The organism is Bacteroidales bacterium (assembly GCA_035647615.1).
In the GTDB taxonomy this organism is placed as follows: Bacteria; Bacteroidota; Bacteroidia; order Bacteroidales; family 4484-276; genus SABY01.
This window is the reverse complement of the sequence record DASRND010000003.1, coordinates 287921-307482: the sequence shown is the minus strand read 5'-3', so window position 1 is coordinate 307482 and position 19562 is coordinate 287921. Positions and strand designations below refer to the sequence as shown.

The window sequence follows — 19562 nt, the reverse complement described above, 5'->3', positions numbered from 1 at the left end:
GTAATAGTTACACCAGATTTTATCGATTCCATTGTCAACTTTTTGCAATGCCGAATCCCCGACAAGTGGAAGGGAGATTACTTTCGTAAAAAAATTATAAAACCAAAGTAACGCGCTTAGTTCGGCAAACAATCCTACCGCCTCCGCAGATAGAAATCATTACTTTTGCCAGCTTTAGAAAATACAGGTATGAACGTATCAGGATTTACCATCATTCGCAACGGCGAAAAGTTCGATTATCCCTTTACCGAATCCATCCGGTCGGTGCTGCCACTCTGTGATGTGATGGTGGTGGCCGTGGGTAATTCGGAGGACCGCACACGGGAAATAATAGAAAAGATCGACTCGCCAAAGATCAAAATAATCGACACGGTGTGGGACGATAATCTGCGCGAAGGCGGACGCGTGCTGGCTGTGGAAACCGACAAAGCCAAAGCCGCCCTGCCCGCCAACACCGACTGGGCCATCTACATCCAGGCCGACGAGGTGCTGCACGAAAAAGATTATCCGGCCATCAGAAATGCTATGGAGCAAAATCTCAACGACAAGCGCGTGGACGGCCTTCTCTTCGACCATCTCAACTTCTACGGCTCCTTCGACTATATCGCCGACTCACGCAAATGGTCGTACAAGCAAATCCGCATCATCCGCAACGAACCCGCCATTACCTCCTTTCGCGATGCCATCAGTTTTATGAAAAACGGCAAGCGTCTTAATGTAAAAAAAATTGATGCCGCCGTGTATCATTATGGCTGGGTGCGTCGCCCCGATGCCATGCAACAAAAAATGGAGACCTTCAACAAAATGTGGCACGACGACCAATGGATGGAACAGAACTTTGAAAAAGCCGACACTTTCGACTATACCAACATCGACTCGCTGGCGCATTTTGAAGGCAGCCACCCCGCCGTGATGCTCGACCGCATTAAACGCATGAACTGGCACTTTTCGTTCGATCCCACGCAAGGCATCAAACTCTCGCCACGGCTTCGCCTGCTCAACTGGCTTGAGAAAAATTATGGCATCGAAATCGGGAAATTTAAAACGTATCGGATTATAAAATAGAAAACTACTGATGGCCAGAAAAATGCCACACGGCAAAGAGCAGGACGCAGAGCAATCGGAGATGACCTTTTGGGAGCATCTGGAAGCGCTGCGCTGGCATCTGGTACGCTCCATTGTGGCAGTAGTGGCTTTGGCCGTGGTGGCTTTTCTCAACAAGGACATTATTTTCAACTACATCATTCTGGCTCCCAAATCCTCCAACTTTGTCACCTACCGGCTGCTTTGCGAGCTGGGACGATGGGTTTCTACACATCTTACATTTATTGATCCGGATGCGCTCTGCATCAAAAACTTCAGCCTCACGCTCATCAACATCAAGATGGCGGGGCAGTTTTTGATACATCTTTACATCTCCGTTTTTGTCGGCATCATCCTGGCGGTGCCTTACATTCTGTGGGAGGTATGGCGATTTATCAAGCCTGCTCTTTACAAACATGAACAGCAACACGCTACTGGCGCAGTGTTTTGGAGTTCACTTTTATTTCTGCTGGGCGTCCTTTTCAGCTATTTTCTCATCGTACCTTTGGCCGTCACATTTCTGGGCACCTACAACGTAAGCGAGACTGTCGAGAATCAAATTGCGCTCAACTCCTACATCAGTACAGTGGTGTCGCTCACTTTTGCGGTAGGTCTGGTTTTCGAACTGCCCATCTTTGTGTTTTTTCTTACCAAAGTTGGGGTGGTAACACCTACATTTATGCGACGCAGCCGCAAAGCGATGATTGTGGTTGTGCTAATCATCTCCGCCATCATCACTCCTCCCGACGTCTTCAGCCAAATATTGGTGGCCATTCCCTTGCTGGGGCTTTACGAAATTAGCATCATCATCTCGGCGCGCGTTTACCGAAGAAGACAGGCTGAGCTTGTGGGAGAAGAATAGAAAAATGAACGGGTTTAATAGATTCCTCACTTCGTTACTAATGACAACGGCGGGCGTGAAATGGAGGGAGAAATCTAAAAATCGCGACACGATATTTACGCTGTGTCAGAAATTCTGAAGTTACTACTTCTCCTTCCACTCCACCACTTTTCCGCGCTCCGCATCGATCATGTAAGCGGGCACGTTGGCACGAATCTCATCGAAGAGTAGCTGCAACAAACGATGCTTGGCGAAGTTGCGCGAAAACACCAGGCTCACTTCACGCAGCGGGGTGTAGTCATCAAAAGTTTTTATTTGTTGCTGTTTTTCCTCAGGCAAATCAAGCACCGCCAGATCGGGCATTAGCGTAAAGCCACCCTCCTTATCGATGATACGCATCAGGGTTTCCAGTGATCCGCCTTCAAATTCGTAAGGTGTCTGCTGATCGCGGCCTGCCGGGATATCGCACAGGTTGATCACCTGATCGCGGAAGCAGTGACCATCGCTCAGCAACCAGATGCCGGGGGCTTCGGCATCGCGCACGGTTATCAATGGCTTGGTGAAAATTGCATGACCGGGACTGGTGTAGAGTTTCATCTCTTCGTAAAACAAAGGCCACTCACGGATTTTGCTGTTGTAATAAGGTGTAACAAAAATGCCTGCATCCAGCTCATCAGCGATAAGCCGCTCGGCGATTTCATCAGTGAGCAATTCGCGGACAAGAAGCTGCACTTCCGGATAATGCCGCCGCAGGTTGCCCGCAAAACGTGGTAACAGATAAGGCGCCAGCGTAGGGATAATTCCCAGACGGATCTTACCGCTTACATTTTGGTTAAAAGATTTGATCGTTTCATGGATTTGCTCCGTTTGATTTATCACCAATTGTGCCTGGTCGATGATGAGTCGTCCTATTTCGGTAGCAATTACAGGTTTTTTGGTGCGATCAAAAATCACGACACCCAGTTCATCCTCCAGCTTTTTTACCTGCATGCTCAGCGTAGGCTGCGTTACAAAACATGCTTCCGATGCTCTGGCGAAGTTGCGATGGCGGTCGATGGCGACCAGATATTGTAATTGTACGAGGGTTATCATTGAAGGCTAATATTTAAAAATTACTAAAATTATGTTACTGACTCAAACTTTTTCCTGACGACGTAGCAGCAGATCTTTTGTATCGTTTTTTGCTATTTTATTTTTAATAATAAATTTTTTTCTATCATAACCTGCTGGTATTGTGTCTACTGTATTATAATAATAATCCTACCCGGATTCTGACGGGGCCACTTTTAAAACGAAATTCGATGGCAAATGTAAGACATTATCAATTCTCTCTATTGCATCATAGAAACATTCGATTTGTTTTATATCTTGATGTTCAGTATTTTTGCACCATCATTTTACAACTCATTCTTTATTTATTAATAACAAAAACTCTCTAACATGACAGAACAAATTGAAGTACAAGAAGTAAAAAAGATTCCACTTATTGGTGACCAGGCACCCGATTTTAAGTCGATGACCACCACGGGAATGATCCAGTTTTCGGAATTCAACAAAGGAAGCTGGGTAATTTTATTCTCACACCCTGCCGACTTTACACCGGTATGTACCACCGAGATGTCAGCTTTTGCCGAGCAAGAAGAAGAATTTGCAAAGTACAACACCAAGCTCATGGGCTTAAGCATCGACAGCATTCACTCGCACATCGCATGGGTTCACAACGTGAAGAAAAATCTGGGCATCACCATGCGATTCCCCATCATCGCTGACCTGGATATGAAAGTTGCCAATCTTTATGGCATGGTTCAGCCGGGCGAAGCTGAAACTGCTGCCGTGCGCGCGGTATTCTTTATCGACCCCAAAGGCAAAGTTCGCCTCATCATGTACTACCCGCTCAACGTGGGCCGCAACATGGACGAAATCTGGCGTTCGCTGAAAGCACTGCAAACCTCTGACGCCAATGGCGTGGCCATGCCCCTCAACTGGCAGCCAGGCGACAAAGTAATTGTACCTCCGCCAAAGACCGTTAGCGAAATGGAAGAACGCGAAAAGAGCAATTACGAAATGGTAGATTTCTATCTGGCCAAAAAAAGCCTTTAAGCATTTTTTAAAGTTTAATAACTAAAAAAAGACCGGCATGTTCCGGTCTTTTTTGTTTTTTGTAAACCTGCTGTTGCTCTTGCATTTTATAACAGCAAGACAATAGAAATGCTTAATAGTACTTTTGTAATAAATAAAAATTTAGAACTATGTCGTATACTAATGATCAAGTGCTGGAAGCCTTGAAAGAGGTGATTTATTTCCCGAAAGGCGATAACATTGTTTCGCTCAATATGGTGGATCATCTGGAGGTGAAAGGCAACAAAATAAGTTTCACGGTACAATTTCCCAAACCCAACGATAAGGCAGCAGCTATTGTAGAACAATCGTGTGTGGATGCCATCGAAAAGCATCTGGGCGCTGATGCGCAAGTGCGCGGCAACATCTTTCTGAAAGCCGGACCACGTGATGCCCTTTCACGGATAAAACACATCATCGCCATAGCTTCGGGCAAAGGCGGTGTAGGCAAATCGACTGTGGCAGCCAACCTGGCGGTGGCGCTGGCCAAAACCGGCGCGCGCACCGGAATCCTCGATGCCGACATTTATGGACCTTCCATCCCGATGATGTTTGATCTGGAGCATGCTAAGCCCATGGCCGAACATCGCGACGATCACGACGTGATTATCCCGGTGGAACAATATGGTATCAAAGTGCTCTCAATAGGCTTTTTTGTTCAGCCCGATCAGGCGCTGCTCTGGCGTGGCCCCATGGCCTCCAATGCTTTGAACCAACTACTGCGCGATGCCGACTGGGGCGAGCTCGATTACCTGGTGCTCGACCTGCCTCCCGGAACCGGCGACATCCACCTCACCATTGTGCAGGATGTAAAGGTGTCGGGTGTAGCCATTGTAAGTACACCACAAAATGTGGCGCTTGCCGATGCGCGCAAGGCATTCAGCATGTTCAACAACGACAAAACCAAAGTACCTATCCTGGGACTCATCGAAAACATGTCGTACTTTACTCCTGCCGAACTGCCCGACAACAAATATTACATCTTCGGAAAAGGAGGTGGCAAGCAACTGGCCAACGAAGCCGGCGTGCCATTTCTGGGCGAGATACCACTTGTGCAGAGCATTTGCGAAAGTGGCGACAGAGGCAAACCTGTGGCGCTGGAAAATAACGACAACCCTGTAACCAAAGCTTTTGATGAGCTGGCCAGGAACATCATCGCAACTCTTAACAAACCCAAAGGTTCACCTTTTGCCTAAAATAATTCAGCCATTTCATAGTTTATTTTTTTATTAAATAAATCATCATCCAATGGAAAACAATAGAGAAGAGATCAAACGTAAAGTTATAAATGTTATCGATCAGATACGCCCTTACCTGCAACAGGATGGCGGCGACATTGAATTTATTGAGCTTACCGACGATAACATAGTGAATGTGAAATTACTTGGCGCATGCGGCACATGTCCCTACAGCACCATGACACTAAAAAACGGCGTGGAAGCGTCCATGAAAAAAGCTATCCCTGAAATAAAATCAGTAGAAGCTGTAAATTTAGAAATGTAAAAAACGGATAATGTTTGTTGTTTCACATCAAGGCTGCCGGAATGTTACGACAGCCTTTTTTTTTAAACCCTGCAGGACTTTATAATATTTGTTAATAATAAGCTTTTCAAACACCCTGTAAGTATGGAATCATGGAAATAGTAATAACTTTGGCACAATTTTCCCAGTCCTTTGTTTTTGGCAGATTTAGCTATCAAAAAACAAATGCTATTATTTAACCAATGAACTGAACTAATTAAATCTTAAAGAAGTATGAAAAAGTATTTATTCCTTTTCGCAATCGCATTGATTATGAGCCTCTCTGTGCAGGCTCAGAGTGTTTATCACCCTTGGATCATAGGTGTGAGCACTAACTACACCGACTTTAATGTCGTTAAATATCCTATTGACCAACAGATTCAGGATGCCAACTGGATGGGTAAACATTTGCCTACCATGTTGCGTTTTGGCCGCATGTTGAACAATTCTTTTACACTTACCGCAGTGGCCTCTAGCGTAACACTTGAGGTTGATAAACTAAATCGTATACCGTTAGAGAAAAACATCTACAGTGATTATTTCTGGAAAGCAGGCGCACAGATTGAGTATCATTTTGCCAACGGCTACCTTATCAACGAGAAAAGCTGGTTTGCTCCTTATGTGTTTACCGGAGTAAGCGGTTCCTCACTCAACGATGTAGCTTATCTGAGCATCCCGATGGGTATTGGTTTCAACTTTTGGGTATCGGAGTATGTGGGCTTCAATTTCCAGGGTTCGTATGATTACATGTTCGACTTCGACGACTACATGCATTATTCAGCCGGTATCATCGTGCGCTTTGGTAAGGCAATCGACAAAGATAAAGACGGTATTCCTGACCTTTATGATGCTTGTCCGGAAGTTCCGGGAGTAGAAGCACACGACGGCTGTCCTGATACAGACGGAGACGGCATCGTAGATAGCCTTGATAAATGTCCGTATCAATATGGCCCCGCTTCGGCTGACGGATGTCCTGATGCTGATGGTGACGGAATTCCAGATCATCTGGACAGATGTCCCAACGAGCCAGGTACTCTTGCTAACCAGGGCTGTCCTGACACCGACGGTGATGGCGTTGTCGACATCGACGACCACTGCCCCAACGAACCAGGCCCAGCTGCTACACATGGCTGTCCTGATGCTGATGGTGACGGCGTTCCGGATAAGTGGGATCTCTGCCCCAACGAGCCAGGTCCAAAGAGCAATGCAGGTTGCCCGATAGAATATGTTATGACGAAACCATCTGCCACGATAATTATTCCTATCGAAAAGCAGGAAGCTATCACAATGAACCAAAAAAACATTCAGTTTGACCTTAACAGTGATAAACTGCGTGATAGTTCCAAAGAAAGCCTGGATAACATCATCAAAATTATGAATGAATATCCAAAATCGCGTTACACCGTTTATGGTTATACTGATGATACAGGTCCTGCTGACTTCAACTTCGAACTGTCGAAGAAGCGAGCAGCTTCCGTTAAAGATTATTTTGTGAAAAACGGAGTCGCTGCCAATCGTCTTGACTCTGCAGGCTTTGGAGAACAAAACCCATTAGTACCCAACTCCGGCGAACCAAATCGTAAGTTGAACCGCAGGGTAGAAATTAATTCTATCAATGAATAAGTCCGGCGATAACTAAGCCTATTAAAGAAAAAGCCCAGCGCAATTGTGTGCCGGGCTTTTTTTATGAATGCAGGTTTTTTTTACAACAGATATTTGGAAACGATGGGCATGCGGCGTCCCATACCAAAAGCTTTGGTTGACACGCGCAGGATGGGTGGCGTCTGATGACGTTTGTATTCGCTGGAATTTACCATCTTCAGCACACGTCGCACTATGGCTTCATCAAAACCGGCAGAAATCAGTTCATCTAGCCCCAGTTGCAGCTCGATGTACTGGTAGAGAATATCATCAAGAATGTCGTAGCCGGGGAGCGAGTCGCTGTCTTTCTGATCGGGGCGCAGCTCAGCAGATGGCGGTTTGGTGATGATGTTTTCGGGGATGACCTCACCGTTGCGGTTGATGTAACGCGCCAGGGCAAAGACATCTGTTTTGTACACGTCGCCCAGCACCGAAAGCCCACCGTTCATATCTCCGTAAAGGGTACCATAACCTACAGCCGCCTCACTTTTGTTGGAGGTGTTGAGAACGATGTATCCAAACTTATTCGACATAGCCATGAGCAAGGTGCCGCGGATACGTGCCTGCAGGTTTTCTTCGGCAAGATCAAATGGCAGGTCTTTGAAAAACGGCGAAAGGGTTTCACCAAATCTTTTATAAACATCATCAATAGGTATAGTCTCGTGCGGGCTGCCCAGGTTTTGCAGCATCTCCAGCGAATCGTCCACAGAATGCTGCGACGAAAATGGTGATGGCATCAGCACCGAAAGAACTTTATCTTTTCCAAGAGCCTGCACTGCAAGCGCCAGTGTAACGGCCGAGTCGAGGCCGCCCGACATGCCGAGCACCGCCCGGGAGAAACCAAGCTTTTCAAAGTAGTTGCGGATGCCCATCACCAGCGCATCGTTTATCAAACCAATCTTGCGATTATCGGCAGGATATTTATCAATAGACCGCTGTTGCGAATGAGCAGAAAAGTTGTCGGTATCAAAAATCTGAAAATCCTCTTCAAAATATTTTAGCTCACCAGCAATATTGCCATGAGCGTCAATCGCCAGAGAGCCGCCGTCGAAAAGCAATTCCGCCTGCGCACCCACATGATTTACGTAAAACAGCGGCAATTTGTATCGATTCGCATTAGCCAGCAGCATATCGGAACGCGCTACATGTTGCGTGTAATTAAAAGGTGAAGCCGCAATATTGATCATCAAATCGGGCTGGTGACGCATTAACTCATCCATCGGTGTAGCGGTGTACAACGGATTGTTGCCAAAATTCCACAGGTCTTCACAGATGGTCAGTGCCACTTTCTTTCCGGCAACATGCACAATGTCGAAGTGCGTGTTGGGTTCGAAATAACGATATTCGTCAAATACGTCGTAGTCGGGCAGCAGCGTTTTATTTCTGATGGTTTTAACCTTGCCGTCAGCAAGCACGTACGCCGAATTAAATAGGTCTTTTCCCTGCTCGGCATGGTTGCGCTCTGGCGCTCCCACGATGGCGGTAATTCCGACACATCCGGCAGCTATTTGCCCGATAGCCTTATGACATTGTGTAATAAAATCATCAAACTCCAAAAAATCGCGTGGCGGATAACCCGACACAGCAAGCTCTGCAAAAACAATCAGATCGGCTTTATTTTGCCTGGCCCGATCGATAGCCTGAAGGATGCGTGAAACGTTACCCGAAAAATCCCCGACGTGATAATCGATTTGTGCAAGAGCGATGCGCATAGCTGAAATATTTTTTAGAAAATAACGCCCAGATTGAGCTCGATAAAATGAGGAGCAGCCTTTTGTTTCACACTGCCATCCACAGTGTTGTAGCCTTTCATAATGTTAGAAATTCCATTGTAATAAGTGACACCAACGAGGATGGAGGTGGAGTTGTCGATATAATATTCGATACCTCCTCCAATCACCAGCGAAGCCTTGAGCAGTTGCATATCGTCGGTACGGTCGCGTTCGTTTTTTTCGATTGTAACATTGCCCAACTTAAAGGTTTCCTCTGTTTTTGTTTTGATATTAAAAGCCAGCGAAAATCCTATCTGGCCGTAATACTGCATTTTGTCGAAACGGTTGGTTTTCATTTTTAGCGTAAGCGGAACATCGATGTAACGCAATTTCATATCACTCACCATTGTTCCGATGTCGGGACTACTCACCGTCAAATCCTGAAAGGGATAAGAAATTTTCCCTTTTAGATAATTAACATTAAAACCTGTTGCGAAAAAATAGTTTTCGGTGATGGTGATGTCGCTGATAAACCCCCAGGAAAAACCTGCCTGCGCTCCTTTGTTTTTGTAGCCCTCCGAGTCGGGCGACACCCAGCTGATAGCAGGAGCTACTTTCAAACCAAATCGAAAAGGTTTTACCTGGCTGAAGGCAGTGTGCGTTATCAACAGCGTAACAAGCGTGAGTAGTAGAACTTTTGTTTTCATAATTTTTCCGGTGATTAATGAAATAAACTGAGGCAAAATTAATGAAAGATCGTTAGGAAATCATGGCCTTTTAACAATAAGGTCATTCCGGGTCTTGATATCAAAGAAAATTGGTCATCATAACGATATGACAATGTGTTGGGATAAAATGCTTATCAATTTCCAGATGAATACATTCCCTCCCTTCCAAAAAAGAATTCTTTACTTTTCTGCGTTACGCTACCAATAGCCCACCGGGACGATTCTGCAATCATTAATAATTTTTACAAATCTACTTTGTGATTTCTACCTATATTTGCTGCCAATTATCAATAACTAAACACGTAAAAATTATGAAACGATTTACCTTTGTTATGATCCTGCTTTTGTCTGCTGGCTTTGCCTTTGGCCAAATTTCGTTAGGCCCGAAAGTTGGTTTCAACACCTCCAAACTCACAGAAGATGTTGAAGGAATCAAGTCCGACCTGAAAAACTCCTTCAACTTTGGGGTGTTTCTGCGTGTTGGCAACAAAATCTATCTGCAACCTGAAGTCAATTGGATGACACGTGGCGGCGTATTTAAAACGTCCGATCAAGCCTCTCCAAATCCGATTAATCAGGAGATCGATCTGAAAACCATCGAAATACCCGTGCTGGTAGGATGGCGAATTATCAATCTGGGAATAGCCAACATCCGCGTAATGGCCGGACCGTCCGGATCATTCATCGTGAATAAAAAAATCAAAACTAAAAATGGTATTGAAGTACTGGAGAAAAGCGATATCAAGGACATGATCTGGGGATTGAACTTAGGAGCAGGCGTGGACGTGCTGATGTTTACGCTCGACGTGCGTTATCAGATTGGGCTCAATGAAGTGATCGAAAGAGCAAGCGAGATGAACTTTAATTCCAGAAACAATGTATTCTCTATATCGCTGGGCTGGAAAATCATCTAACCAACAATAATATTTCCCGCCGGCGGGTTAACAAAAAGTGTCAGCATCTTTTTAAATGTTGACACTTTTTTTGCTTATCGCAATAGCTAAAAGCCAAACAAAAATGAAAGTTAATCAATTATTAATTTTTCTCTTCACTATTCTGCTCTCTGCCTGCGGTGGCGAGCGCAGCAGGCTCGACATCGATACCCGCGACATAGAAATTAAACCTGTCCGCATAGAACGCTACGAGAAAGCCCTCTTTGAAATAGCTCCCGACAGCATGCAGGCGCAGCTTAAAGCCATTGCTCCAGAGTTTCCGGTGTTTTTGGATGCCGACCTCGACGACACGCTCAACATCATGCGGCTGCACGAGTTTATTACCGATCCGCTCAACTACCAGCTTTACGAAAAAACGCTGAAAGTATTTCCCGATCTCACGCCTTACGAGTGCGATTTTACCGAGGCATTCAAACGATTCAGATATTTCTTCCCTGATCGTGCGCTGCCCGATATTTTCAGCTACGTGTCAGGGTTGCTTTACGAAAACCCGGTGCAGTTTTTTAACGAAGATATGATCATCGCTCTCGACATGTATTTGGGCACCGGCCTTGAAACCTACCGCAAAATGCGTCTTCCGCTTTATGCCATCCGAACGATGACACCCGAATATCTGGTTCGCGACGGCATTCACGAACTGTATCTGTATCATTTTGCGCTGCGCCCCGGCACCACTTTTCTGGAACAGGCCATCGATAAAGGTCGCCAGCTCTGGTTCCTCGACGCCATGTTACCCGCCACCCCCGACAGCATCAAAATCGGATTTACCCTGGCACAGCTCGAATGGTGCCGACAAAACGAGGCCAACATCTGGTCATTCATCATACAAAATGATCTGCTTTATTCGTCAGAAACACATGTGCTTCGCAAATTTTTTGCCGATGGCCCATTTACATCTGACTTCTCCACCACCTCACCGCCGCGCATTGGCGAGTGGGTGGGTTGGCAAATCGTTCGTTCATTTATGAAAAAAAACAAAAATGTTTCGCCCGAAGAATTATTTATTAATACCCAGGCGCAAGATGTCCTAAAAAACTCGGGCTACAAGCCACGAGGAGAAGTAACGCCGTGATCAGCAGTCGGCAGATCTCAGTCGGCAGTCAGTAGGAAATGGAAGGGATGCCAGCCCTAAAGAATTTTGTAAATATCCTGCGCTTTGCTTTCTGCGCCCTGCTCTTTGCGCCCTGCGCCTTGCGCCTTGTGCCACGCGCCACGCGCCACGCGCCATGCTTTTATATTGGTTTCAAATTTTGATGTTGTAAAATTTTTTTTACCTTCACCGTCCAAAATTATGGATGTAAAGCTCATGATTTGTATTATGAAAAAAATGAAATTTTGTGCCCATGGAAAAATCTACCATTATTTTCATGGTTTATTAATTGGCTCCTTATTATTAAGTATCCCGGCTTTTACACAACCTACCGTCATTGCCAAAACCGACACAGTGGCTGTGCCGCTATTACATGCTGTATCTTCTAAACGCGCTGCTTTTGAAAATAATCCCGTTGCATCCCCACCAAAAGCTGATAATTTTAATCCATCTTCTACAAAAAGTTCAATTAGCGAGATTTACAATTCTGGCATTATTGATACCGATTTAGGGTTCCAGTCGATGGGACAAAGCTCCACTTGTCCGGGTACGCTCTCTATAGATATTCCGACAAATGCTATTATCACTTCGGTGGATGTGGAATATGCAATGACAGCCAAAAGGGGGAATAGTCGGGTTGGAAATATGTCTGAACAGCGCTCACAGTTGCGATGTACCTCACCGGGAGGAACCAACGAGATGCAGGTCTATTCCGGAACAGGCAACAAAACCGGCACACAAACTTACAGCCGGACCGGCCTGAATATCGCCAATAATGTAACCGGAGGAGGGAATATCCAATTTCAGCTTCATGCCGGGCGTACAAATCATTTTAGTGGATGCGACCAAAATGTTAACCGGGTGGATAACAAGAGTTGGAAAATTACGATAAACTATACCGTTGATCCGGTTCCTAATTTTACTGCATCTCCTACCGCAGCCGAGGTGTCGCAGCCAGTTGTTTTTACCAGCACAACCACGGGAGATGTAACAAGCTGGAACTGGAACTTTGGCGCAGATGCTACTCCTGCAACAGCAACAACAAAAGGCCCTCATACGGTGAGTTACGCTACTCCCGGCTACAAAACTATCAGCCTGACAGTAAACGGAAATACCACCAAAACCAAGCCTGCCTATGTTTACATCAATATCCCCACCCTGATAGCTACCGCTAACTACACGGATGGGCGAATCGAAACAGATAATCAATTCGAAGAAGTTGGTGACTATTCCCGGTGTCCCGGGCAACTTACCGTTCCTATTCCTATTGGAGCCACCATTACAGGAGTGGACGTAAAATATGCGATGAAAGCAAAGTTGCTTGGCTTTAGGGCGGATCAACGTTCGCAGTTGTGGTGTGTGTCGGCAGGAGGCACTAAAGAAACATCTATCACCCATGGATCAGGTGTTGCAGGAACACAAGATTATACCCGCTCAGATCTAACCATTGCCAATGGTGTAACGGGTGGCGGTAATATCCTTTTTGAATTACATGCCGGTCGCACGCGTTCAACTCTTGGCCATAAAGGATGTGATACTTGGGACAACTATGTAAGAACCAACAGTTGGAAGATCACGGTCTATTATAAAATGATCCTTTCACCACAATTTTATGCCACTCCGTTGAATACCTATACCGGCGAAACAGTAACTTTTACTGATAACAGCATTGAAGCTGTCACCGATTGGGACTGGGATTTTGGCAGCGGTGCCATTCCTGCTACTGCCAATACAAAGGGTCCACACAATGTCATTTATCCTTCGGCGGGGCCAAAAACGGTGACGCTTACAATCAACGATGCATACACCAACACCAAAACAGATTACATTTACATCAGCAATCCAAACGACTGGCTTAAATGGGATGATAATATAAACACCCAGCTGCGGGGCCGCGCCTCCGGCGGAATATTTCAAACGGCCGTAAGATTTCAACAATCTGATTATGCTTATCTCACAAACCGACAAATGACCCGCCTCAGAGTTTTTGTGGGGGACATGCCTGTAAGTTCAACCGCAAAAATCTGGCAGGGAACAAACCAGCAGAATTTGGTGGAAGTTTATAGTCAGCCTTTTGTTGCGGCAGCCGACAGCTGGAATGAAATTGTTTTAAATCAACCCTATGTCATCGATTATTCAAAAGAGCTATGGTTTGGCGTTGAGTACAATCATTCGGGCACCTCACGCCCGGGTGGAACAGATGATATTACCATCCAAAACGGAAAAGGTAATATGTACAGATTCGATCCCAACGACCCAACCAATTGGGCTACCCTGGAGTCGGCAGGCTATGATGGCGACTGGAACCTGCAGGCCTATCTGGTTTCTACCGGCATTTGGACAGGTGTGGTGTCGTCGGCATGGGAAAACGCCAACAACTGGTACACCTTCACGGTGCCCACGGCAGGTTCGGACGTCGAGATTCCCATTACACCCCACGATCCTGTTATCAGCACCACGCCTGTTATCAGAAATATTTCTATTGATGCCGGCGCCTCCCTTACCCTTTCACCCAACAGCACTCTTACTGTTTCACAAACTATTACTAATGATGCAGGCAACAGCGGTTTGGTGATTGCATCCACAGCTGCTGGTACCGGCTCGCTGATTCATAACACAGCAGGAGTAGCTGGTACTTTCCAACGCTACATCCCCGGCGAGGCCGAAACCTGGCATATTCTCTCTTCACCCATGACCGACCAGCCTATATCGGGCAGCTTTACGCCATCAGGCTTCTATGCCGACGGCACCGGCTACGATTTTTATACCTGGCACGAACCCGACACCTCATGGGTTTATCTGCTCAACGACAGCTATCCGCCCACCTGGCTCACCGCCAACGGCAACAACAACTTTTTGCAGGGACGCGGCTACATGGTGGAATACGAACAACAATATCCTACGCTCGTTTTCGGAGGCACACTTAATAACGGTGAGGTGAGCGTACCTGTTACCAAAACAACGGGTGTGGGCGCCGTCTTTGGCAGCAATCAGCTTGGCAATCCTTATCCATCGTCCATCGACTGGAAAGCCGGCGGCTGGAACCGCAATAGCTTGCAGCAAACTGCCGGCGGTTACTCCGTTTGGATCTGGAACGATACCGCCTACAATTATGGGGTGTACAACTCGGCAGCCATCGGCGATATGGGTACCCTGGGCGTAACACGCTACATTGCGCCCACGCAGGGATTTTTTGTACAGGCGGCACAAAACGGGACCATCAGCATGAACAACAATGTGCGCGTGCACGACAATGCTTCCGAGTGGCTCAAAAGTACTACCCAACGTCCTGATCAGTTTTTCCTCACCGTTTCTTCCGCAGATGGCTTTGGTGAAGATGAAATCCTCATCGGCCTCGACAAACACGACAAAGCCTCCGGTTCTTACAAACGATTTAGCTTTGTAAAAACCGCGCCGGCGCTGTGGATTCCTGACAAGGGACAATTTTATTCCTCTGTGCTTTTCGACTCGGTTGCCGATCATCCGGTAATACCCGTTGCCTTTCGTGCCGGGGCTGCCGGCAACTACCGCATCACCTCCTGGTTTGAAGAGGAGATGATTCAAACGGCTATTTTAATTGATAATAAAACCGGCCAACGCATCAATCTTCTCGAAACGGACGAATACCTTTTCCAGGCTTCGCCAAAAGATGAAACGGGACGTTTTGTGTTGCAACTGCAGGAAGGCCTGTTTCCCGACCCGCATCAGCCGCTGCCGGTGCGCATCTTTGCTTATGATGGCATCCTCACCATCGACTTGCGATTGATCGAACAACCCTGTGCTGTAAAGGTATTTGATCCAATGGGAAATCTGCTACTCGACAAAAACATCGAAGGCGGGAGCCAAACGAAATTTCCGATGACAGGCCGACACGGAATGTTTCTCGTGAGAGTACAAAATGATCAGGGCAAAGCCATTAATAAAATTGTTCTTTAACCGAAAAAATAAAATAGTTATTAGTAACATTGTGGTAATTGATGATGATGAGTTTATGAGAGGTCTAATTAAGACTTTACTAATAAAAGCAGGCCATGAAGTAATAATCGCAAAAGATGGACTCGTGCCTTTGGTACCAAAGAAACGTAGCCGCTACATTAAGATCAAAGACCGGGATAAATCGCAGGAGGAGTAGCCACTTACCATAAAAAGTGATGTAGCCATTTGTAGCACTCCTTTAGCTCAATTATGGCACTTCACAACTAAATTTCAAATAACAGAAAAACAACCGTCGGTAACCGTTGTAGGCAATCGCAATAAATTTCAATATTTATAACTCAATCTTCAGAGCCATCACGAATATTGAAATTTTAGTTTTGGTCATAAAGCTATCGACTCTTTGGACAGGCACCAAATAGTTATTTCCCTTTCATCTTTCCATTGACCGCTAAGATCAAGGTATTGGTCTGGTTTTTGAGCATTCGATTTACGACTCTTCACAAATGAAAAAGCCTCCTTTTAAACATTCTAGTTAAGAATACTATCTTACATATCCTTAGAGTGTTATGCCTTCAACTATGAATTTTTGTTATTAATTTTACTGTATGGTTTTGTAAACAATGCTTTATCAACTATCTTGTAGGCGTTTATTGATATTTTCTTTACATCATGAAAACGCTCCTTTACATCGGCATGTTAATTATCTGGCTCGCATATGTGCCCGGAATTATAGCTCAGGTAATAGTTACAGCGCATGTAACCGCCGAAGTAGTTGAAGCCACGACAATAGCACCTGCAACCCATAACATCCTGACACTTCATCGAGATGATTCTGTCGATAAAATCAACCTTGGGAACATCAGCGTAAGTGGTAAGTCTTCTGCGATTTGCAATATCATGATCAAAAATAGTGACATTCAAAATGAAGATCGGGGATTTATATCCTTTACAACAATCGATGCATCGCTGCAATCCACCAAAATTCTTGACGCCAACGGACATGGCCAGCTAAATCTTCATGCTACCGCTGATAGTAAAATCCTTTCACAAAAGCAACAACAGTATGTGGGTGGTTACAACATCAATTTCATTTATAACTAAATCAATTGCTGATCTGATTGTTTTTTTAACAGTGGATACTGTTTATTAAAAAAGAAAAATGGCTTTATGTTTTGAAGACAATGTTGTCCGAATAAAGCCCGCAGGTTATCCACTTCACGCCGAATGTTCAGTTATAGACGAAGATCGATTTATGGAAAAAACCGTTCGCTCTAACAAAGGCATACAAAAGCATATAAAAGCAAACAAAAGCAAAAAAATAAAGATGGGTTATGCTTTAATTATTTTCTTTGCAAAATTATTTACAACAAGTTCATTGAATTACTGATTGATTGATGACGGGTAGAAGGAAGTAGCCTTTCATTGATAGTTAATCAAAATCTAACCTCGTTTTTATATTAGGCTTTCCCAAAATGAATAATTTTTGAAAACAAGGCTCCAAAGCCTTTCAAAAAAACACTTTGAATGTTACAGCTTAACCATTCGTGAAAATGGAACAACGGAATTCGGCTTCACTACAATTCTGCCCATTTTATGTTTGATATTATCGGTGACAAAATTTTGAATCAATCCATTATTGTAATTGAATATTCTTAAACAAGAAATTTATAATTTAATCAACAAACGAACTTTTAAAAATTAATTTACTATGAAAAAATTTGCAATTCTTTTCGCTGGTCTCTTTCTGATGACTTTTGCTTTCCAGAGTGTTAATGCACAAGGCCCTGCAACTGAAACAGCAGTAACAAATGCTACCATTATAGCTCCTATAGCTATAACTAAAGAAGTTGATTTGAACTTTGGCAATATTGCTGCTTTAACTAACGATCAAGCTGTTACCATTACTCCTGCAGGAATGAGAAGTTCAACTGAACCGCTGGGACTGCCAACCACTACACCTGGGACAATCTCAGCCGCATCATTTACTGTTACTGGATTAGCAGATGCCACCTATTCAATTGTATTGCCAACAACTTTCAATGTTGAATCCGGTGGAAATACAATGGAAGTAAATGCTTTCACATCCACACCTACACCTACTGGTGTATTAACAGGTGGAACTGAAACTCTCACAGTTGGCGCTACAATTAATGTGAAAGCTAATCAGGCTGCAGGATCATACACTAATGCAAGTGCTCTCTCTGTTACCGTTGCCTACAACTAGAACATAAAAGATTTATAAAAAGGCAAACTAAATTGGTTTGCCTTTTTTTGTTTTTTGATAATTTAATACCAATATGACCCGCAACATCATCATAACGTTTCTGTTCTCTTTGTTTCTTTCGGCAAGCGCTGTGGCTCAGTCAACCATTACTGCCCAGGCTTTTGCGGAGATCATAGAGGCACTTACGGCCAACGAAACCGACCAACTCAACTTTGGCCGCTTTTCGACGGATATGAATGGCGGCGACATCATCATCAACCCGGATGGTTCGCGTACCATTCAGGGATCAGTTATCGGCGTGGCCAGCCCTTATGGCCCCGGCATTTTTCAGATTACCGGCGCACCGGAGGCTTCGTTTACGCTGCAACTGCCCGACGGCCCTGCAGTGCTGATACACCAGGAATCGAGCAAGACCATGTTTGTAGAAAATTGGGTAGCCGACCCGCCGGTAGAAAATGGCCCCGGAGTGCTCACCAATGGCAACAGAATAGTAAGTATCGGCGCCACGCTAAGCGTGGGTTCGTACGACGAAAATCCTGTGGGAATTTATTCGGGCACCTTTCAACTGACCTTTGCCTACAACTAATTTCAAAAATGAGCACACTTTTAAATATTAAACGCTGTGAAGTTCACAGCGTTTTTTTATTCACCAATTAAAAATGTTTGTAGTTTTGACGAAACATTAAATAACACAGCCAATGTTACACAATTACACCAACATTACATCAGCAAAGCGGCGCTTCATGACTTCAGCCAAAGCACTCGCCAGCCTGTTTATCCTGTCGCTCATGCTTATCAGCAGCAGCGCAATAGCTCAGGGCAATTTACTTATCACCCCACGGCGGGTGGTTTTTGAGGGCAACAAATCGTCGCAGGAAATCAACCTGGCCAACACCGGTCAGGATTCGGCTACCTACTCCGTATCTTTTGTGCAGTATCGCATGACACCCGACGGGAGTTTTGAGCAAATAGAAGAACCCGATCCCGGGCAGATGTTTGCCGACAAAATCATCCGTTATTTTCCGCGCATGGTTACGCTGGCTCCCGGCGAAGCGCAAATGGTGCGGATGCAGTTGCGGCGCTCCAACGAAATGGTGCCGGGCGAATACCGCTCGCACATGTATTTCAGAGCCGTACCTAAAGAAGATGCTTTGGGACTTGACGAACCTCTCGAAGATACCACCGCCATCGGCATCCGCCTTACACCGATTTTTGGTATCACCATTCCGGTGATTGTAAGGGTGGGTGAAGCAGAGGCAACCGTTTCCCTCGACAATATGCAACTGGAAACGGTGAACGATACCACAACGATGCTCAGCCTTACGCTTATGCGCAACGGAAACAAGTCGGTGTATGGCGACCTTACAGTTGACTATATGTCGCCGAAAGGTGCTTCCGAGCAGGTGGGTCTCGTGCGGGGCATCGCGGTTTATACACCCAACGACTCACGCCGGTTTCAGCTGGAGCTGAAAAAAACCGAAGGTGTAAACTACGACGAAGGCAAATTGGTGGTGCGCTACAAAGATGCTGAAGAGGGAAAGGAAAAATTACTGGCCGAGAAGGAGTTGTCGCTAAAATAAAACCAGCCTGAGTTTCCCGCTTTTATTTTAAGCCATAGCCTGAAACATCAATGCGCTTGTGAAGTGGTGAGTTCAGATTTGCCAGGTTCTACCCTACCTTGAGGCCTTCGTCATTTTATAATGACGCCATGGTAT

General features: G+C 45.2%; 17 protein-coding genes. 13 read left to right on the top strand and 4 right to left on the bottom strand.

Features of this window, described 5'->3' with window-relative positions:
- Positions 1-189: 189 nt before the first annotated feature.
- Together VFC92_01815 and tatC are read left to right on the top strand one after the other, a co-directional pair.
- The gene (locus VFC92_01815; GenBank protein ID HZK06913.1) at positions 190-1065 is read left to right on the top strand and encodes a hypothetical protein; all 876 of its coding nucleotides are present in this window, start codon (positions 190-192) and stop codon (positions 1063-1065) included.
- Between the two features lie 10 nt (positions 1066-1075).
- Complete coding sequence (gene tatC, locus VFC92_01810; GenBank protein HZK06912.1) at positions 1076-1945, top strand: twin-arginine translocase subunit TatC; 870 nt, start codon at positions 1076-1078, stop codon at positions 1943-1945.
- A 123-nt stretch (positions 1946-2068) separates the two neighbouring features.
- Here the strand turns inward: tatC and VFC92_01805 are convergent, their stop codons facing one another.
- Positions 2069-3016: a hydrogen peroxide-inducible genes activator gene (locus VFC92_01805; protein HZK06911.1), complete on the bottom strand. Its 948-nt coding sequence runs from the start codon at positions 3014-3016 to the stop codon at positions 2069-2071.
- 348 nt (positions 3017-3364) lie between these two features.
- On the opposite strand from VFC92_01805, the gene VFC92_01800 reads away from it, so the two are divergent.
- The 4 genes from VFC92_01800 to VFC92_01785 all read left to right on the top strand — a co-directional run bounded on the left by VFC92_01800 (position 3365) and on the right by VFC92_01785 (position 7186).
- Entirely contained in the window at positions 3365-4024 is a 660-nt protein-coding gene (locus tag VFC92_01800) for a peroxiredoxin (GenBank protein HZK06910.1), read from the top strand.
- A 149-nt stretch (positions 4025-4173) separates the two neighbouring features.
- Positions 4174-5238, top strand: coding sequence for an Mrp/NBP35 family ATP-binding protein (locus tag VFC92_01795; GenBank protein HZK06909.1), 1065 nt, complete (start codon positions 4174-4176; stop codon positions 5236-5238).
- 52 nt (positions 5239-5290) lie between these two features.
- On the top strand, positions 5291-5545 hold the full coding sequence (locus VFC92_01790; GenBank protein ID HZK06908.1) for a NifU family protein: 255 nt from the start codon (positions 5291-5293) through the stop codon (positions 5543-5545).
- Between the two features lie 252 nt (positions 5546-5797).
- Positions 5798-7186, top strand: a complete 1389-nt coding sequence (locus tag VFC92_01785) for an OmpA family protein (protein HZK06907.1) — start codon at positions 5798-5800, stop codon at positions 7184-7186.
- 80 nt (positions 7187-7266) lie between these two features.
- Here the strand turns inward: VFC92_01785 and VFC92_01780 are convergent, their stop codons facing one another.
- Together VFC92_01780 and VFC92_01775 are read right to left on the bottom strand one after the other, a co-directional pair.
- Complete coding sequence (locus VFC92_01780) at positions 7267-8916, bottom strand: NAD+ synthase (GenBank protein ID HZK06906.1); 1650 nt, start codon at positions 8914-8916, stop codon at positions 7267-7269.
- 14 nt (positions 8917-8930) lie between these two features.
- On the bottom strand, positions 8931-9623 hold the full coding sequence (locus VFC92_01775) for a porin family protein (GenBank protein HZK06905.1): 693 nt from the start codon (positions 9621-9623) through the stop codon (positions 8931-8933).
- 332 nt (positions 9624-9955) lie between these two features.
- Between VFC92_01775 and VFC92_01770 the strand changes: the two genes are divergently transcribed.
- On the top strand, positions 9956-10558 hold the full coding sequence (locus tag VFC92_01770; protein ID HZK06904.1) for a porin family protein: 603 nt from the start codon (positions 9956-9958) through the stop codon (positions 10556-10558).
- Between the two features lie 103 nt (positions 10559-10661).
- Entirely contained in the window at positions 10662-11669 is a 1008-nt protein-coding gene (locus VFC92_01765) for a hypothetical protein (GenBank protein HZK06903.1), read from the top strand.
- 56 nt (positions 11670-11725) lie between these two features.
- On the opposite strand, the gene VFC92_01760 is transcribed toward VFC92_01765, so the two are convergent.
- Positions 11726-11905, bottom strand: a complete 180-nt coding sequence (locus VFC92_01760; GenBank protein HZK06902.1) for a hypothetical protein — start codon at positions 11903-11905, stop codon at positions 11726-11728.
- Between the two features lie 19 nt (positions 11906-11924).
- On the opposite strand from VFC92_01760, the gene VFC92_01755 reads away from it, so the two are divergent.
- From VFC92_01755 to VFC92_01735, 5 genes are all read left to right on the top strand, one after another.
- Positions 11925-15623: a hypothetical protein gene (locus tag VFC92_01755; GenBank protein ID HZK06901.1), complete on the top strand. Its 3699-nt coding sequence runs from the start codon at positions 11925-11927 to the stop codon at positions 15621-15623.
- Between the two features lie 669 nt (positions 15624-16292).
- On the top strand, positions 16293-16724 hold the full coding sequence (locus tag VFC92_01750; protein HZK06900.1) for a hypothetical protein: 432 nt from the start codon (positions 16293-16295) through the stop codon (positions 16722-16724).
- A 607-nt stretch (positions 16725-17331) separates the two neighbouring features.
- Positions 17332-17847 carry a DUF4402 domain-containing protein gene (locus VFC92_01745; protein ID HZK06899.1) on the top strand — a complete coding sequence of 172 codons (516 nt, stop codon included), beginning with the start codon at positions 17332-17334 and terminating at the stop codon, positions 17845-17847.
- Between the two features lie 73 nt (positions 17848-17920).
- Positions 17921-18433, top strand: a complete 513-nt coding sequence (locus tag VFC92_01740) for a DUF4402 domain-containing protein (GenBank protein ID HZK06898.1) — start codon at positions 17921-17923, stop codon at positions 18431-18433.
- A 112-nt stretch (positions 18434-18545) separates the two neighbouring features.
- Positions 18546-19427 carry a hypothetical protein gene (locus tag VFC92_01735; GenBank protein ID HZK06897.1) on the top strand — a complete coding sequence of 294 codons (882 nt, stop codon included), beginning with the start codon at positions 18546-18548 and terminating at the stop codon, positions 19425-19427.
- Positions 19428-19562: the final 135 nt, after the last annotated feature.

What these genes read in the sequence shown, in the direction of transcription:
- VFC92_01815 (HZK06913.1), top strand. Translation starts at nt 190, where the DNA reads ATGAACGTATCAGGATTTACCATCATTCGCAACGGCGAAAAGTTCGAT.
- tatC (HZK06912.1), top strand. Translation starts at nt 1,076, where the DNA reads ATGGCCAGAAAAATGCCACACGGCAAAGAGCAGGACGCAGAGCAATCG.
- VFC92_01805 (HZK06911.1), bottom strand. Translation starts at nt 3,016, where the DNA reads ATGATAACCCTCGTACAATTACAATATCTGGTCGCCATCGACCGCCAT.
- VFC92_01800 (HZK06910.1), top strand. Translation starts at nt 3,365, where the DNA reads ATGACAGAACAAATTGAAGTACAAGAAGTAAAAAAGATTCCACTTATT.
- VFC92_01795 (HZK06909.1), top strand. Translation starts at nt 4,174, where the DNA reads ATGTCGTATACTAATGATCAAGTGCTGGAAGCCTTGAAAGAGGTGATT.
- VFC92_01790 (HZK06908.1), top strand. Translation starts at nt 5,291, where the DNA reads ATGGAAAACAATAGAGAAGAGATCAAACGTAAAGTTATAAATGTTATC.
- VFC92_01785 (HZK06907.1), top strand. Translation starts at nt 5,798, where the DNA reads ATGAAAAAGTATTTATTCCTTTTCGCAATCGCATTGATTATGAGCCTC.
- VFC92_01780 (HZK06906.1), bottom strand. Translation starts at nt 8,916, where the DNA reads ATGCGCATCGCTCTTGCACAAATCGATTATCACGTCGGGGATTTTTCG.
- VFC92_01775 (HZK06905.1), bottom strand. Translation starts at nt 9,623, where the DNA reads ATGAAAACAAAAGTTCTACTACTCACGCTTGTTACGCTGTTGATAACG.
- VFC92_01770 (HZK06904.1), top strand. Translation starts at nt 9,956, where the DNA reads ATGAAACGATTTACCTTTGTTATGATCCTGCTTTTGTCTGCTGGCTTT.
- VFC92_01765 (HZK06903.1), top strand. Translation starts at nt 10,662, where the DNA reads ATGAAAGTTAATCAATTATTAATTTTTCTCTTCACTATTCTGCTCTCT.
- VFC92_01760 (HZK06902.1), bottom strand. Translation starts at nt 11,905, where the DNA reads ATGAGCTTTACATCCATAATTTTGGACGGTGAAGGTAAAAAAAATTTT.
- VFC92_01755 (HZK06901.1), top strand. Translation starts at nt 11,925, where the DNA reads ATGAAATTTTGTGCCCATGGAAAAATCTACCATTATTTTCATGGTTTA.
- VFC92_01750 (HZK06900.1), top strand. Translation starts at nt 16,293, where the DNA reads ATGAAAACGCTCCTTTACATCGGCATGTTAATTATCTGGCTCGCATAT.
- VFC92_01745 (HZK06899.1), top strand. Translation starts at nt 17,332, where the DNA reads ATGAAAAAATTTGCAATTCTTTTCGCTGGTCTCTTTCTGATGACTTTT.
- VFC92_01740 (HZK06898.1), top strand. Translation starts at nt 17,921, where the DNA reads ATGACCCGCAACATCATCATAACGTTTCTGTTCTCTTTGTTTCTTTCG.
- VFC92_01735 (HZK06897.1), top strand. Translation starts at nt 18,546, where the DNA reads ATGTTACACAATTACACCAACATTACATCAGCAAAGCGGCGCTTCATG.